The organism is Methylobacterium terricola, from assembly GCF_006151805.1.
Taxonomy (GTDB): Bacteria; Pseudomonadota; Alphaproteobacteria; order Rhizobiales; family Beijerinckiaceae; genus Methylobacterium; species Methylobacterium terricola.
Genome location: NZ_VDDA01000005.1, coordinates 80,314 through 95,892, shown reverse-complemented (window position 1 = coordinate 95,892; position 15,579 = coordinate 80,314). Strand labels below are relative to the sequence as shown.

General features: G+C 69.0%; 15 protein-coding genes and 1 pseudogene. 14 read left to right on the top strand and 2 right to left on the bottom strand.

Going from position 1 to position 15,579, the window contains the following annotated elements:
• Window positions 1-109: 109 nt before the first annotated feature.
• The 7 genes from casA to cas2e all read left to right on the top strand — a co-directional run bounded on the left by casA (window position 110) and on the right by cas2e (window position 6,241).
• The gene (gene casA / locus FF100_RS13825; protein WP_139036280.1) at window positions 110-1,678 is read left to right on the top strand and encodes a type I-E CRISPR-associated protein Cse1/CasA; all 1,569 of its coding nucleotides are present in this window, start codon (window positions 110-112) and stop codon (window positions 1,676-1,678) included.
• Window positions 1,662-2,324 (top strand): type I-E CRISPR-associated protein Cse2/CasB, encoded by a 663-nt coding sequence (locus FF100_RS13820; protein WP_171070160.1) that lies wholly within the window; start codon window positions 1,662-1,664, stop codon window positions 2,322-2,324. Before casA ends, FF100_RS13820 begins: the two co-directional genes overlap by 17 nt.
• Window positions 2,321-3,475 (top strand): type I-E CRISPR-associated protein Cas7/Cse4/CasC, encoded by a 1,155-nt coding sequence (gene cas7e, locus FF100_RS13815; RefSeq protein ID WP_139036278.1) that lies wholly within the window; start codon window positions 2,321-2,323, stop codon window positions 3,473-3,475. The genes FF100_RS13820 and cas7e overlap by 4 nt, the downstream gene beginning before the upstream one ends.
• Window positions 3,475-4,218, top strand: a complete 744-nt coding sequence (gene cas5e, locus FF100_RS13810) for a type I-E CRISPR-associated protein Cas5/CasD (RefSeq protein ID WP_139036277.1) — start codon at window positions 3,475-3,477, stop codon at window positions 4,216-4,218. Before cas7e ends, cas5e begins: the two co-directional genes overlap by 1 nt.
• Window positions 4,215-5,003, top strand: a complete 789-nt coding sequence (locus FF100_RS13805) for a type I-E CRISPR-associated protein Cas6/Cse3/CasE (RefSeq protein WP_139036276.1) — start codon at window positions 4,215-4,217, stop codon at window positions 5,001-5,003. The genes cas5e and FF100_RS13805 overlap by 4 nt, the downstream gene beginning before the upstream one ends.
• Window positions 5,004-5,007: 4 nt before the next feature.
• Window positions 5,008-5,880 (top strand): type I-E CRISPR-associated endonuclease Cas1e, encoded by an 873-nt coding sequence (gene cas1e / locus FF100_RS13800; RefSeq protein ID WP_139036275.1) that lies wholly within the window; start codon window positions 5,008-5,010, stop codon window positions 5,878-5,880.
• A gap of 70 nt (window positions 5,881-5,950) precedes the next feature.
• A complete protein-coding gene (gene cas2e / locus FF100_RS13795) occupies window positions 5,951-6,241 on the top strand; it encodes a type I-E CRISPR-associated endoribonuclease Cas2e (RefSeq protein ID WP_139036274.1) in 291 nt (96 codons plus the stop codon).
• Window positions 6,242-6,467: 226 nt separating this feature from the next.
• Here the strand turns inward: cas2e and FF100_RS38345 are convergent, their stop codons facing one another.
• A complete protein-coding gene (locus FF100_RS38345; protein ID WP_281287282.1) occupies window positions 6,468-6,599 on the bottom strand; it encodes a hypothetical protein in 132 nt (43 codons plus the stop codon).
• An 852-nt stretch (window positions 6,600-7,451) separates the two neighbouring features.
• Here FF100_RS38345 and FF100_RS13790 point away from each other — a divergent pair.
• The gene (locus tag FF100_RS13790; protein WP_171070159.1) at window positions 7,452-8,783 is read left to right on the top strand and encodes a DUF6538 domain-containing protein; all 1,332 of its coding nucleotides are present in this window, start codon (window positions 7,452-7,454) and stop codon (window positions 8,781-8,783) included.
• Between the two features lie 63 nt (window positions 8,784-8,846).
• Window positions 8,847-9,095, top strand: a pseudogene (locus tag FF100_RS13785) (enoyl-CoA hydratase-related protein); the annotation flags it as partial.
• A 150-nt stretch (window positions 9,096-9,245) separates the two neighbouring features.
• Here FF100_RS13785 and FF100_RS13780 read toward each other — a convergent pair.
• Window positions 9,246-10,157, bottom strand: a complete 912-nt coding sequence (locus FF100_RS13780) for a helix-turn-helix domain-containing protein (protein ID WP_139036271.1) — start codon at window positions 10,155-10,157, stop codon at window positions 9,246-9,248.
• 238 nt (window positions 10,158-10,395) lie between these two features.
• On the opposite strand from FF100_RS13780, the gene FF100_RS13775 reads away from it, so the two are divergent.
• The 5 genes from FF100_RS13775 to FF100_RS13755 are packed head-to-tail and all read left to right on the top strand — an operon-like array spanning window position 10,396 to window position 15,413.
• A complete protein-coding gene (locus tag FF100_RS13775) occupies window positions 10,396-12,105 on the top strand; it encodes an FAD-dependent oxidoreductase (RefSeq protein WP_139036270.1) in 1,710 nt (569 codons plus the stop codon).
• A 47-nt stretch (window positions 12,106-12,152) separates the two neighbouring features.
• On the top strand, window positions 12,153-13,391 hold the full coding sequence (locus FF100_RS13770) for an ABC transporter substrate-binding protein (protein WP_139036269.1): 1,239 nt from the start codon (window positions 12,153-12,155) through the stop codon (window positions 13,389-13,391).
• 31 nt (window positions 13,392-13,422) lie between these two features.
• Window positions 13,423-13,758, top strand: a complete 336-nt coding sequence (locus tag FF100_RS13765) for an NIPSNAP family protein (RefSeq protein WP_139036268.1) — start codon at window positions 13,423-13,425, stop codon at window positions 13,756-13,758.
• Window positions 13,759-13,794: 36 nt separating this feature from the next.
• Window positions 13,795-14,640: an SDR family NAD(P)-dependent oxidoreductase gene (locus FF100_RS13760; protein WP_139036267.1), complete on the top strand. Its 846-nt coding sequence runs from the start codon at window positions 13,795-13,797 to the stop codon at window positions 14,638-14,640.
• Complete coding sequence (locus tag FF100_RS13755) at window positions 14,637-15,413, top strand: SDR family NAD(P)-dependent oxidoreductase (RefSeq protein ID WP_246102073.1); 777 nt, start codon at window positions 14,637-14,639, stop codon at window positions 15,411-15,413. Before FF100_RS13760 ends, FF100_RS13755 begins: the two co-directional genes overlap by 4 nt.
• Window positions 15,414-15,579: the final 166 nt, after the last annotated feature.

The window sequence follows — 15,579 nt, the reverse complement described above, 5'->3', positions numbered from 1 at the left end:
ATCAAAGGTAATGAAGTCAACACAAATCTCCACATTTATGGGGTTTGACATCATGTAAAAATGAAATATAAAGATCTCATACATCACATTATATCCGGCCGGGCTTGCGATGTTAAGCGTCAATGCGATTTCTAAAAAAATGATTCGGGTGACTTCTGTATATGGCAGCGAAACAAAGACGCTACCAGGCGTTCTCACAAGCCTCGCCCAAAACGACATCTCCGCCTTCCCAGCCCTTCGTCCGCACCAACGCCACGCCTGGCACGCCTTCCTGGTGCAACTCGGCGCCCTCGCGCTTATCCGCGCCGGACGCGAGGCGATGCCGGAGGACGAGGAAACGTGGTGTGGCCTGCTGCGCGGGCTCACCCCCGACTTCCCGAACGACGAACCCTGGTGCCTCGTCGCTCCACCGGACAAGCCGGCGTTGCTGCAACCGCCGATTCCAGGCGGGCTGACGAACCTGAAGAATGCCGTCCCGACGCCGGACGCGCTCGACATGCTGGTCACCTCGAAGAACCACGACCTCAAGAGCGAGGTGATGATGGCGGTGGAGCCGGACGACTGGTTGTTCGCCCTCGTGGCCTTGCAGACCACCGAAGGCTTCCTCGGCGCGGGCAATTACGGGATTTCCCGGATGAATGGGGGCTTTGCCAACCGGCCGGCCTTCAGTGTCGTGCCAACGACCGGCCCGGTCTCGCCAGTCCGGCGCGACGTCGAGGCCCTGGTCGCGCGCCGCAGGACCGACGACGTCCCACCCGTCTACGCGGCCGAAGGCGGCCTCGGGCTCGTCTGGCTGCACCCGTGGGACGGCGCGACCTCGCTGCAACCATCTGAACTCGACCCGCTCTACATCGAGATCTGCCGGCGGGTCCGGCTCGTGGACGAGGGCGGCCGGATCGCCGCGCGGGCCGGGGGCTCGAAGGTGCCGCGCATCGTCCCGATCCCGGGCGGCGCCCCCGGCGACCCCTGGGCGCCGATGGTCTCCGACAAGGACGGGATCAAGATCCTCACCGTCGATGCCGGGGGCTTCCATTACCGGCGCATGGTGCGGCTGCTCTTCGGGCGGGACGGACACGTGCTGCCCTTCCTCGCCGAGATGGTGCCCACCGACGCCGAGGAGGGCCTCGTCATCCGGGCGCGGGCGCTGACCCGGGGACAGGGCAAGACCGAGGGCCTGCACGAGCGGGACATCCCGATCAGCCGCACCGTCTACCGGGCGATGCGCAACCGCGCCGCCGACGCCATCGGGCACGCCGCGACCGAGCGGGTGACCCTCGCCGCCGAGATCCAGAACCGCGTCCTGAAGCCGGCCTTGCTCGCCCTGTTCCAGAACGGGCCCGAGACGGTCGATTACCAGGACAAGGGCGCGAATGCCCGCGCGCGGGACCTCCTTACGCGGTTCGACCGCGCGGTGGACGTCTCGTTTTTCGAGGATCTCTGGGCCGAGTTCGAGCCGGAGGCCGATCCCGAGGCCGTCCGCAAGGCCTGGGTGCAGCGCCTCGTGCGCGAGGTCGCCCGGCACCTCCTCAAGGAAGCCGATGCCGGCCTGTCGAAGGCGGTGGGGCGGCGCTGGCGTGCGCTGGTCCGGGCCGAAGCGGTATTCTGGGCTGGCGCGCGCAACCCGAAGACCGACCTGCCGCAATTCTTCCCGGAGCCGAAGCGTGACGACGCAGCCTGATCCCGCCGGAGGAGACCCGCCGCCCCGCCGCATCGCCGAGATCGCCGCCCGGATTGCCGCCCCGCTGACGCACGAGGACCGCTTCGGCGCCGGCCCTCTGGCCGAGCTGCGGCGGCTCGATCCGAGCGGGGCGCTCGCCGAGCCGACCCTGCATCGGCTGCTGGCCCGGCACACTTTCGAGACGGAGGTGGGGGAGGCCGGCTTTCCGGCCTGGGCGCTCGTCATCCACGCGCTCGCGCTCGCCGCGCCCGACCACCTGTCCTTCCCACGCCGCGAGGACGAGCCGCCCGAGACGGACGCCGAGGCGCGGGGGCGGTTCTGGGCCGAGCGGTCGCGCCACGCACAACGCCAGCTCGGCCGCGCCCTGTTCGAGGCCGGGTTGAGCGAGCGCCGCTTCTCGATCCTGCTCGACGCGACCGCCGACGACCTGCGGGTCGCGCTGCCCCGCACCGTCCGGTTCCTCGTCTCCGCGGGCAAGCGGCTGCCGGTGCTCGCCGTCGCCGACCTCGTCGCCTCGGCCCGCTATCCCGAGGACGAGTGGGCCCAGTCCGTCCGCCACCGCATCGCCCGCGGCTACTACCGGGCCGAGGCCACCGCCGAATCCGACACTGCCCCCTCATCCTCGTCCCCCGGAGAGACCGCGTGACCCGCTTCCTGCAGATCCACAGCCTCGCCTCCTACCCGGCCGTGCTGCTGAACCGGGACGATGCCGGCCTTGCCAAGCGGCTGCCCTATGGCGGCGCGGTGCGCACGCGGGTGTCGTCGCAGAGCCTGAAGCGGCATTGGCGCCTCGCCGAGGATGCCTGGGCGCTCAAGGGGATCGGCGCGCCGATGGGCGTCCGTTCGCGCGAGATCGTCGAGCGATGCATCCTGCCCGAGATGTCCGGTGCGCCCGAGGTCGTCGAGGCGGTCGGCGCCGCCCTGGTGAAGCACCTCTACGGCAAGAACAGCGCCAAGATCCCCGACCGGCAGGCCCTCCTCCTCGGCCGGCCCGAGATCGACTACCTGGCCCGGATCGGGGCCGAGGCGGCTGCCGCCAAGGACGCCAAGTCGGCCGAGGCCGAGATCGACGCGCGGCTCGCCAAGGGCACCGGCAAGGCGAACCTCGCCGCCATGCTGGCGAGCGCCGGAAAACTCGCCGCCGGCCTGGAGGCCGCCCTGTTCGGCCGGATGGTCACCTCCGATCCCGACGCCAACACCGACGCGGCGATCCACGTCGCGCACGCCTTCACGGTCCACGCCCAGGAGAGCGAGAGCGACTACTTCACGGTCGTCGACGACCTGCGGGTCGCGGCCGGCGAGGTCGGCTCCGGCGGCATCTTCGACACCGAACTCACCTCCGGCCTCTATTACGGCTACGTGGTGGTCGACGTGCCGCTGCTGGTCTCCAATCTCGCGGGTGACGCCGACCTCGCCGCCAAGGTCGTCGAGCACCTCGTCCACCTGATCGCCACCGTCTCCCCCGGCGCCAAGAAGGGCTCGACCGCCCCTTACGCCTACGCCGACCTGATGCTGGTCGAGGCCGGATCGCACCAGCCGCGCACGTTGGCCGGCGCTTTCCGCAAGGCCGTGCCGCTGCGGCGCGACGGCGACCTGGCGGCGGAGGCCGTGGCCGCCATGGCCGGCTGCCTCGCCCGGTTCGACGGCGCCTACGGGACAAAGGAGGAGCGCGCGCACCTCTCGGTGGTCGAGGCGCCCGCTCCGCAAGTCGAGGCGCCGGGCTTCGGCGAGCAAACGACCCTCGACGGCCTCGCCGCCTGGGCCGCGGGGCAAGTGCGCGCGGGGAAGGGGGAGTGATGCCGCGCTTCCTCCTCCTGCGCCTCGAAGCGCCGCTCCTCGCCTTCGGCGGCGAGGTGGTCGATGCCCGCGGCGTGCTCGCGGACTTTCCCGGCGCCTCGCTGCTGACGGGGCTTCTCGCCAACGCGCTCGGCTACCGCCGCGGCGAAGCGGAGCGGCTCCAGGCCCTGCAGGACCGCCTCGTCTTCGCCGCCCGGCTCGACCGCGCCGGCGCTCGCATCACCGACTTCCAGACCGTGCAGCTCGACAAGGACGACCGCGGCTGGACGACCCGCGGGCGGCCGGAGGGCCGGGCCGGCGGGGCGGGCAGCTATGCCGGGCCGCATCTGCGCCGCCGCGACTACGATTGCGACGTCTCCTGCGCCGTCGCCCTGCGGCTGACCCCCTCCGAGGCGACGCCGACCCTCGACGATCTCGTGACCGCGCTGCTCCAGCCTGAAAGACCGCTCTTCCTCGGCCGCAAGCCCTGCCTGCCGTCGCGGCCGCTCCTCGACGAGCGGGCCGAGCGCCGCATCGTCGACGCGGAAAGCCTGCTGGCGGCGCTCGGCCTCCTGCCGCCGGCGGAGGACAGCGACCCGACCCTGCGCATCATGCTGCCCGCATCCGAGCCGGCTGCGCCGGGCGATCACGTCCGCCCGGTGACCGACGCGCGCAACTGGCGCTCGGGCGTTCATGGCGGTCACCGGCTCGTGCGCGTGCGGGCCATCGCGCGGGCCGTGCCGCGACCGGGGGCAGCAGCATGACTCTGACTCTCCTCCAGATGCGACCCGCCCTGGGTCCGCTCCTGCGCTGGGCCGAGCGCCGCAAGCTGGTCGCGGCCCACGGACCGGACGATCTCGGGTACGCGCTCCACGCGATCCTCGCGGCCGCCTTCGGCGCGCACGCCCCGAAACCCTTCGTGCTGGTCGATCCCCCGCGCCGGCGCGAGCGGCCGGGGACCGACTCAGGCCCGCAGCTCCTCGGCTACATCACCGGGGACGTTGCGAACCTGCGCGCGCACGCCGCCGCCTTCGCGGAGCCGGAGGTCGCCGAGGTGCTGGGCCTCGGCGGGCTGGCGGCCAAGATCATGCCGGACCGGTTTCCGGCCGGGATGCGGTTGGGCTTCCGCACCCGCATCCGCCCGACGGTCCGCCGCGACCGCGACGGCGACCGCACCCGGACGCGTGAGCAGGACGCCTACCTGGCAGCCCTGGACCCTTACGAGGGACAGCCGGCCCCGTTCGGTCGCAGCGAGGTCTACCGGGACTGGCTGGCGCGCCACTTCTCGGCCGGCGGCGCCGAGCTGGAGGGGGCGAGCCTCGACACCTTCCGCCTCACCCGCAGCTTGCGCCGCGACCGGGACCGGCACCTGACGCAGATCCCTCCCCCGAGCGCGACGATGAAGGGCGCCGCCGGCCACCCGGATGCGACCGTGACCGGGGTGCTCGCCATCCGAGACCCCGAAGCCTTCGCGGCCCTGCTCGCGCGCGGCATCGGTCGTCACCGCGCCTTCGGGTTCGGAATGCTTTTGCTCAAGCCGCCAGGGTAGCACCATGCTGAAGGGACGCCTCGGGCTCGAGACTGCACGCCAGCCGCACGCCGACCGGCACGGTCTCGTCTGGCTCGACCGCGGCGCCCTCACGGTGGAGGACGGCTGCCTGCGCTTCGTCGCGGCCGGCAGCGAAACGGTCGAGGCCGTCGACTACCGCATCCCGCATCAGGCACTGTCCATGGTCCTGCTCGGGCCGGGCTCGACGGTGAGCCACGATGCCCTGCGTATCCTGGCGCGCCACAATACGGGCCTTGCCGCGATCGGGGAGGGCGGCGTGCGCTTCTACACGGCCCAGCCGCTCCTGCCCGATACCTCCGCGCTGGCACGCCGGCAGGCGATGGCCTGGGCGGATGCCACAGGCCATCGCATGAAGGTGGCGCGCCGAATGTACGCCCTGCGGCTCGGCGAGGTCCTGCCGCATCGCGACATCGCGGTGCTGCGCGGCATCGAGGGCGCGCGCGTGAAGGAGATCTACCGTCAGGCCGCGGAGCGCCATGGCATCCGCTGGCAGGGCCGCCGTTACGACCGTCAGAACCCGAACGCGGCCGACATCCCGAACCAGGCGCTCAACCATGCCGCCTCGGCAGTGGAAGGGGCGGCCGCGATCGCCGTCGCAGCGACCGCGACGATCCCGCAGCTCGGATTCATCCACGAGGATTCGGGCCAGAGCTTCGTGCTCGACGTCGCGGACCTCTTCCGGGATACGATCACCGTCCCCTGCGCCTTCAAGGCCGCGAAGGCGCACGAGAAGCGCCTCACCGACCCGATCGAGCATCTGGCGCGCCGAACGGTCGCCGAGCGGCTGCGCCGCGATGGCGTCATTCCGGCCATGATCGATCGCATCAAGACCCTGTTCGAGGAGGAGGCGAAGTAATGGGAGAAGCGACGGGGCACGTGGCGGGCCCATCCGAGCCGTGCTCATCCCTCTCGAAGTCGTACGCCCCATGCCGATGACAGTGGTGGTGACACGGGACGTCGCTGACCGCTTCCGTGGATTCCTATCATCGGTGATGCCAGAGGCAGCCCCGGGCGTCTTTGTCGCTGCCGAACTCTCTCGTGGCGTGCGCGAACGGGTCTGGACGGTGCTGACGGAATGGTGGGCCGAAATGCCGGGTGGCTCGATCGTGATCCTGTGGAAGGATGACGCCGCTCCCGGGCGCCTTGGCCTGCGCACGCTCGGTCTTCCTCCGCGAACTCTCGCGGACCTCGACGGCGCGCTTCTCGTCCGCCGCTGATGGCGTTTTTTGACATCGTGAATAATAACAGCTACTTACGTGGCAGCGGCTCCCCCGCCCACGTGGGGATCGACCCCACATGGCGCCGTCCGCCTGCACGGCGGTCGGGGCTCCCCCGCCCACGCGGGGATCGACCCGGATGAGCTTGGTTTCACCGGCCATGATCGGCGGCTCCCCCGCCCACGCGGGGATCGACCCCGGGTCTCGGGGGAAGTCGATCGAAAAGCTAAAAATCCGCTCCACCGCCTTTCGGCCGCTCGCCACTCAGGAAGACCCTCGTGCCGAAGATGGACTTGAGATCCTGGTTGCCAAACTCCTGCCGATCTTCCTCGCCCCGCTCGTTGATGATGAGCTTCATGCCCGCGCCAAAAGGGTCTTGAAGCCTGGCACCGCGTCCAGCCGCCCGGCTGCCTCAGCGTGGCGCGTGGTAGGCGTCGGAAACGGGATCGATGGAGCAGCCCGTGTTTGCGAAGGAAAGCCCGGCACTCGCCATCCACGATCTCGGGGCCCGCCCGAGCGCCTCCCAGTAGGCAGTGTGCTGGGGACCTCAAGCTCCCCGCCGAGCACATAGTGGTCGTCCTCGTCCATCCCACGGGGCTTCAGCTTCACGAGGTCGGGCTACTGCGCCCGCTCCTCGGCGGTCTGAATGCTGCCGCGGGTCCAGCTCCGACCGCTCCAGCTCGTCCGCGGCGAGGAGACCGGCCAAGACCTCGGCCTCAATCTTGGCGTCAGAGGGGTGCGCAGGCGAGCTTCGTGGCGCGTTGATGGGCTTGCCGCGCATGGCTCTCTCAGCCAGCGCAACGTGCGCCTCACAGTCGGACAGGTGGCGGGCGAAGTGCTGCTTGGCTTCGCCTTGCTCCTTCGTGCCGAAACTTTTTGTCCAAGCCGACTTGCCCGTCCACGGGGCCGACATGAAGGGCCGCAGCGCCTTCGGGACGATGCGCCGGAAGTAGGGGCTGCCATGGCGGCTCTGAACGCGGCAGGTCATCCGTGCCACGGGTTTGTAGCACCGGTTTGTCGGACAGCCGGCTCGCAAAGCACTGATTGTAGGAGGATTTCAGCCGCATCAAGGCCTTAGAGGCCAATGGCGCGCCCTACGGGAGGGGACGCCGCAACCATTCTCGGGGCAAAAGTTCTTTATTTAACAAGCCTCTGGCCAGGGACTAAATTTGGGGCTAAATTGGGAGCCACAATTAGGGGGCTGAATCCGATGGTTGGACGCCGTGGCGACTACCTGTTCCGCAAGCCCGGGAGCGACGTCTGGTACATCCGACTACAATTTCCGGCTGCACTGAAGAGGCCGCCGATAAAGAAGTCGCTTGGCACGACGGACCGGTCTGAGGCCGAGATCAAGGCGGCCCCACTGATCACAGAGCATAAGAAGCTGCTCCTATCGCGGCGCGTCTCGTGGGGGTTCGCTGATACTGGCTTGATTGAGCGTGTCTTCGAGCCAGGGCGGGTACACGACTTCGTGGCTGGCCGAACAGTCGTGGCAACCGCCGACATGCTCTTTATCGTGAAGGACGAGAAGATCGAATTGACCCTTACGAACCCTTACCCAAGGCCGCAAAGCTTTCGTCACTGGAAGATGGGTAACAACGCCACCCCTGAACAGATCACCGAGATGCGGCACCTTGACTTAAAAGAGGCGACGTCGCTGGAGCAGAGGCACCACGGGAAGGCGTCGTCCAAGCTGAAGGAAAACCCCGGCCTCGCCTTCCTCGATCGGTGGGTCAAAGATAACGGCATTAATCACCACCTTGAGCGCGAGGCCCGCGGCGCCTTCGCGCAGTTCTGCGCCCTGACCGACCACAAGCCTCTGCCCGAATGCAAGCGCTCGGACGGGATCAAGCTGGTGGACTACTACCGCGAAGAGGGTCTGAAGCTGCCCACCATCGCTAAGAAGGTTGGTCACCTGCGAGCGATGTGTAACCTCGCCATCAAGCGCGACGAAATCACCCTGAATCCCTTCAGCAATATCATGCCGAAGAAGGTCGCCGCTGATTCGATTAGGCGAGAAGATTTCACCGAAGAGCAAATGGCGCTGGTGCGCGAGCACCTGTTTACTGACCTGTTCAAACCCGACGAGCGGTTACTTTGGTTGATCTTAGCAACGACAGGAATGAGGCGCTCTGAGGCGTGGCAGATTGTTGAGGAGAAGACTATCGAGGGTCTGCGCTGCATCACGATCGGCGAGAAGAGCACCACCTCTCGCCGTGAGATTCCTCTGCCGTCCGCGCTACTGCCCCACCTTCCAGTCAAGATCATTGGCAGCCTGTTTCCGGGCACCGATCCCGAGACTGGTCCGATCAATGTCGGCAAGCGTCTGATGCGACGCCTTCGGGACGACCTCAAGATTGGGGACGAGCGGCTGGTAGTGCACTCCCTGCGCCATCGCGCGATCAGCCGCCTGCGCTACAAGGATGTGCCGGACCAGAAGTTGTTCTGGATCGTCGGTCACAACGAGGTGACAGCGCACGACCGCTACGGGAAGGTGCCAGTGCCAAAGCTTAAGCCATGGATCGACATGATCGGGTTCTGATCACTCGGCTTCCAGCGTCCCCGCTGGTGAGGCAGCTCGCTGCTCCGATGTGGCGTTACTGGTGTGCCGCACGAGAAGCTTGACGCCGAGGTCGCCCGCTGGTGCGCCGAACTGATGGAGCGCAGCTCGACCGCGCTCGCCACCGCCAAGCGCTCCTTCAACGCGGACACCGAGAGCATCCGCGGCATCGCTTCAATGTGGATGCAGGCGCTGAGCATCTACTACGACACCGACGAGTCGCGCGAGGGTGGTACCGCGTTTCGCGAGAAGCGCGAGCCGAACTTCCGCGCCCCGCGCCGGTCGGGCGATTAGGCGGCTTCAGCGTTCCGCCGCTCCCCGGCGGGCGGACGATTCCGCGTTCCCACGCCCTTCCCGGACGCCTGACGCGGTCGCAGCGGGAGATCCCGGACAGGGGCCGCATCGTTTGCGCCGAACCGGCCCTCGTAACCGTCCGCAGATGGCCTATGATGCCCGCACCGTCGCCCGCGATGCACGGAACGCCTGGGGCGTCTCGCTGATCTTCTTCTTGAACACCCGCGAGAAATACGCCGGATCCCGGAAGCCGAGGGCGTGGCTGATCTCGGCCAGCGGCAGCGTGGTGTAGATCAGCCAGCGCTGCGCCTCGACCAGGACGCGGCGCTGGATCAGCACCTTGGGCGGCTGGCCGAATCGGCGCTGGCAGGCGGCGAGCAGCCGGTCCTCGGTCACGGCGAGCCTCTTCGCGTAGTCGGACACGGTCTGGACCGTGCGAAACTCCTGCTCGACTAGGTGCTGGAAGCGGGCGATCAGCGCGGCCTCGGCCGATCTCGGCGCGTCCTCGCGGCCCTGCGCATCCACCATGCGGACCGCCGCCACGAGGATCCGGATCAGCCCGGCCTCGATGGAGAGCATCCGGGCCGGCGCCGACCACAGGAATTCCCGCGACAGCTCGGTAAAGGCGCCAGAGAGCCCGGTCACCGCCCCGGCCTCGAGGCCGCCGATGCAGGCTGCCCGACGCAGGAGGCGGTCGATGGCCGCCTCGCCCCGGGAGACGTCGGCCGCCATTGAATCCGCCACGGTGACGACCCATCCGTCGGTCCCGGCCACGAAGTCGAAGGCGTGAATTACGCCCGAGGGAACGACCAGCAGGGCCGGCGGTGTGATCGGGAAGTGCTCGGCCTCGGCGCGCATCACGCCGCCGCCCTGCGTGACGAGCAGGATTTGGTGCAAGTCCGCATGGGCGTGGGGCGCGATGGTCCAGTGGTGCCGGCCGCTGCGCAGGCGGATCGGCTCGACGTGCAGGAAGCGCGCCTCGACGCTCTGGACCGGCTCCCCGTAGAGGAGATAGCGCTCGACCGGCGCGGCCTGTCCGGATTCCCGCTTGGTCCGTACCATCCGCTCCCTCCCGGCCACATCCGATCCTCTGCGGGAAAAGTGCAATCGAACGCGGCATCTGTCCATTGTGCCGTGCGGGCCGTGCGGTAGCCTCTGCGCATAGTCCTCGCGAGACGTCAGAGCTTGCGAGAGGCGGGAGGCAACAGGCGGAGAATCGAGGGCGCGACGCGCCCAATGCCGACGTGTCCGGACGGTCCCGCGCATACCGGCTCCGCCATACCCAAGAGAGGAGGAAGCCATGGCGCCCCAGGCAGCCAGCGATCTCGCTTGCGACGTGCTCGTCGTCGGCTCCGGTGCCGGCGGGCTTGCGACCGCGATCACAGCGCGGAAGCGCGGCCTCGACGTGCTGGTGATCGAGAAGGAGCCTTTCTTCGGCGGCACCACCGCCTTCTCGGGCGGCGTGCTCTGGGTGCCCGGCAATCCGCACGCGGTGCGCGCCGGGCTGGCCGACACGCGGGAGGCCGTCCGGACCTACCTGCGCCACGAGGCCGGCAACGCCTACGATGAGGCGGTGGTCGAGGCGTTCCTCGACGAGGGCCCGCGCATGATCGACTTCTTCGAGCGCGAAACCGAGGTCAAGTTCGTGCTCTCGGGCTATCCCGACTACCACCCGGACGCGCCGGGCGGCGCCCAGGCCGGACGCTCGGTTACGGCGGCGGCGTTCGATGCGCGCAAGCTCGGGCGCGAGATCGCCCGGCTGCGCCCGCCGCTCGAGACGATCACCTTCATCGGGATGATGTTCAACTCCTCGAACGAGGACCTGAAGCATTTCTTCCGGGCGACCCGCTCGCTGACCTCGGCGGTCTACGTGGCGCGCCGCCTCGCCCGGCACCTCAAGGACCTTGCGATCCACCGCCGCGGCGTCCAGATCACCAGCGGCAACGCATTGGCGGCGCGGCTTGCCAAGACCGCCTTCGACCTTGGCATCCCGATCCGGACCGGCACCGCGGCCGAGAGCCTGAGCGTCAGCGACGGGCGGGTGACCGGAGCGGTGGTGCGCGATAGGGAGGGCGAACGCCGCATCGCGGCCCGGTGCGCCGTGGTGCTGGCTTGCGGCGGCTTCCCGCACGACCGGGCGCGGATCGCCAAGGCCTATCCTCACGTCAAGCGCGGCGCCGAGCACCTGTCGCCGACGCCGTCCGGCAATACCGGCGACGGCATCCGCCTCGGCGAGGGGGCCGGCGGCGCGTTCGAGATCCGGATGGCTCATGCGGCGGCGTGGATGCCGGTGTCGCGCGTGCCCCTCGGAGGGGGGCGCACGGGGGTCTTCCCCCACCTCGTCGACCGCTATAAGCCCGGCATCATAGCGGTGAACCGGCATGGCCGGCGCTTCGCCAACGAGGCGAACTCCTACCACGACACCGGCGCCGCGATGATCCGCGACGGCGAGGGGGAGGGCGAGACCGCCGCCTGGCTGATCTGCGACCATCCGACGATCCGCAAGTACGGCCTCGGCTACGCCAAGCCGGCCCCGGTCCCGATCGGCCTCTCAATCCGCAACGGCTACCTCGTCACCGGGCGGACGCTGCCCGACCTCGCCCGGGCGGCCGGCATCGACCCGGACGGGCTGGTCGCGACGGTGGAGACCTACAACCGCGATGCCGCGCACGGCGAGGATCCCGCCTTCGGGCGCGGCTCGACCGCCTTCAACCGCTTCCTCGGCGATGCCGAGCACCGGCCCAACCCTAACGTCGCGCCGGTCGCGAAGGGGCCGTTCTACGCCCTCAAGCTGGTCATGGGCGATCTCGGCACTTTCGACGGCCTGCGCACCGACACGGTCGGGCGCGTGCTGCGCCCCGACGCCCATCCGGTTCCCGGCCTCTACGCCGTCGGCAACGACCGGGCGAGCATCATGGGCGGCGCCTATCCGGGGGCTGGGATCACGCTCGGGCCGATCATGACCTTCGGCTTCATCACCGGACGCCACCTCGCGGACGAAGCGGCCTGACAGAGCCGCCCGCGCACCACCAGATGATCCATCACGGAGGAAACGCCATGACCTTCGACCGCCGCACCGTCTTGCGCGCCGGCCTTGCCGGGCTCGCCATGATGCCCGCGTCCCTGAGCCGGGCCCAAGCCGCGAGCACCATCCGCATAGGCGTCATCACCGACATGTCAGGGGTCTACCGCGACGTCTCGGGGCCGACCACGGTCGCCTGCGTACAGCAGGCCGCCGACGAGTTCACGGCGCAGAATCCCGACATTAAGATCGAGATCCTCACCGCCGACCACCAGAACAAGCCGGATGTCGGGTTGACCATCATCCGGCAGTGGTTCGATCGCGGCGGCGTTGACCTGATCGAGAACGTCGGCAACAGCTCGATCGCGCTCGGCTCGCGCGGCATCATCGAGGAGAAGAAGAAGGCGGCGCTGATCACCACCGCCGGCAGCTCGGACCTGACCGGCAAGAGCTGCAGCCCGAACTGGGTGCACTGGTCGTGGGATTCCTGGTGCCTCGCCCACTCGACAGCGACCTCCCTGGTGCGGGTCGGCGGCGACAAGTGGTTCTTCATCACCGCCGACTACGCCTTCGGCCACGCGGCCGAGGCCGACGCGTCCCGCTTCGTCAAGGCCGCCGGCGGCAAGGTGCTCGGCGCGGTGCGCTATCCCCTCGGCAGCACCGCGGACTTCTCCTCCTACCTGCTCCAGGCCCAGAGCAGCGGCGCCAATGTCATCGCCTTCGCCAATTCCGGCAGCGAGTTGATCGCCTGCCTCAAGCAGGCGCAGGAATTCGGCATCGAGGGGAGCGGCGTGCGGCTCGCCGCGATGGTTGGCTACGTCACCGACGTACTCGGCATGGGGCTGCCGGTAGCCAAGGGCCTTTCGCTCACCGAGACCTTCTACTGGGACCTCAACGAGCGCACCAAGAGCTTCACGAAGCGCGTCAAGCCGCGGCTTCCCACCAACATCCTACCCAACATGAGCCAGGCCGGCGACTATGCGGGGGTGCTCCACTACCTCAAGGCGGTCAAGGAACTCGGCGTCGCGCAGGCCAAGGCCGACGGGCGCGCGGTGGTCGAGCTGATGAAGCGGATGCCGACCGACGACGACGCCTTCGGGGCAGGCCGCATCCGGGCGGACGGGCGCAAGATTCATCCGGCCTACCTGTTCGAGGTGAAGCGGCCGGAGGAGAGCCGGGGCCCAGGCGACGTCTACAAGCTCGTCTCGACGATGCCGGCCGAGGACGCCTTCCGGCCCGAAGCGGATGGCGCCTGCCCGCTGGTCCGCTCCTGATCCTGGCTCCAAGACCCGCGAGGACATTCTCATGACTCTCGACGCGGCGATCGTCGACCTGCGCAACTACACCATCCGCCTGCGCGGTATGGCCGAGTTCCTCGACGTCTTCGACCGGCTCGCGATGCCGGTTCAGCTGAAATATCTTGGCGCACCGCTCGGGATGTTCACGAGCGCGGTCGGCCCCCTCAACCAGGTCATCCACCTCTGGGGCTTCGACGACATGGGCCAGTTCGAGGCCCGCCACGCCGCCCGGGACCGAGATCCGGACTGGCCTGCCTATCTCCAGGCCTCCGCGCATCTGATCACCGCCCAGGAGAACCGTCTGATCCGGAGGGCGGTCCTGCCGTCCCTCGCCGGGCGCTGACGGCCCTGCACCGATCCTCCCCCGGAGCATTTCATCATGAGCGACAGGGATTCCGACTGGCTGAACCTGCGGGGCCGGGTCTGCGTGGTCACCGGCGCCGGCGGCGGGCTCGGGCAGGCGATTGCCCTCGGCTTCGCCCGGGCCGGCGCCCGCCTCGTCCTCCTCGACCGCGAGGCGGAGGCGATGGTGGGAATCGCCGCCGAGGCCGAGCGATGCGGCGCCGAGGTGCTGGCACTGGCCTGCGACGTGACCGACCCGGGCAGCCTCGAGGCCGCCGCCGCGCGGGCCCGCGCGCTCGGGCCCTGCGCGGCGCTGGTCAACAACGCCGCGCTGATGCGGCCCGGGCCCCTCGAGACCCTCGCCCTCGCGGAGTGGAACGCGCTCCTGGCGGTCAACCTCACCGGCTACTTCCTGGCCGCGCAGGTCTTCGGGGGACTGATGCGGGAGCGGGGCGGCGGCGCGATCGTCCACGTCGCGTCGATCTCCGGACGCCACCCCCAGGGCTTCAGCGGCGCCTACAGCGTCAGCAAGGCCGGCATCGTAATGCTGTCGTGCCAGCTCGCCACTGAGTGGGGACCGGCCGGCATCCGCAGCAACGTGGTCAGCCCCGGCCTCGTGGTGACGCCGCTGAGCCGGTCCTTCTACGACGCCCCGAGCGTGCGCGAGCGCCGCAGCGCCGTTGTGCCCCTCGGCCGCATCGGCGCGCCTGAGGACATCGCGGATGCGGTCCTCTACCTCGCCAGCGACCGAGCCGCCTACGTCACCGGCGACGAGATCACGGTCGATGGCGGGTTCAACCGCGTGCTGATGAACCTGATCCCGCGCCCGGGCTTCGAGGCCGGTTCGTCCTCCGGCGGGAACCTGCACGGGAGCGCCTCATGATCCCGACCATGCAGACACAGGTCGCCCTCGTCACCGGAGCCGCGGACGGCATCGGCTGGGCGATGGCCCGGCGCTTCGCCGCGGCCGGCTGCTGCGTCGCCCTGGCCGATCTCGACCACGACCGCACCGCCGCGCGGGCCGCGGAACTCGGAGACCGTCACCTGGCAGTGCGGGCCGACGTCGCCGACGAGGCCTCGGCGATCGCGATGGTCGAGGAGACCGTCGCGCGGCTGGGCCGGCTCGACATCCTCGTCAACAACGCGGGGATCGGCGACAGCCACAAGCCGACCCTGGAGCAGGACCTCGCGACCTTCGACAGGATCCTGCGCGTCCACCTCGACGGAACCTTCGTGGCGTCGCGGGAGGCGGCCCGTGCGATGGCAGGGCAGGGTGGTGCCATCCTGAACGTGAGCTCCATCGCCGGACTGACCGGCCTGCCTCGACGCAACGCCTACGGAGCGGCCAAGGCAGGCATCGTCGCGATGACGAAGAGCATGGCCTGCGAATGGGCCGGGGCGGGCATCCGCGTCAACGCCATCGCGCCGGGCTATGTCGGCACCGCGCTGGTCGCCAAGCTGTTCGAGGCGGGCCGCATCGACCGCGGGCGGCTGGAACGGCGGATTCCGCTCGGCCGCCTCGCCGATCCGGCTGAGATCGCCGAGGCGGCGTGGTTCCTATGCTCACCGTCGGCTTCGTACGTGACGGGCGCAGTTCTGAGTGTCGACGGCGGCTGGAGCGCCTACGGTGACGCCGGCGATGCGTCGCTCGCCTGAAAAGACTGACGAAGTGTCGACGTCATGTCGAATTTGATTCAAGAATTTTTGCGAGGGGTTCACAAGAGCGGGGAAAGCACCCAATTTGTCCGGATGCGGTACTTTAAACTGCCGGACTCGCAGTGGGAGTAAATCCTCCGCAGCTGCTGCCGTAAAAGCCGGGTAT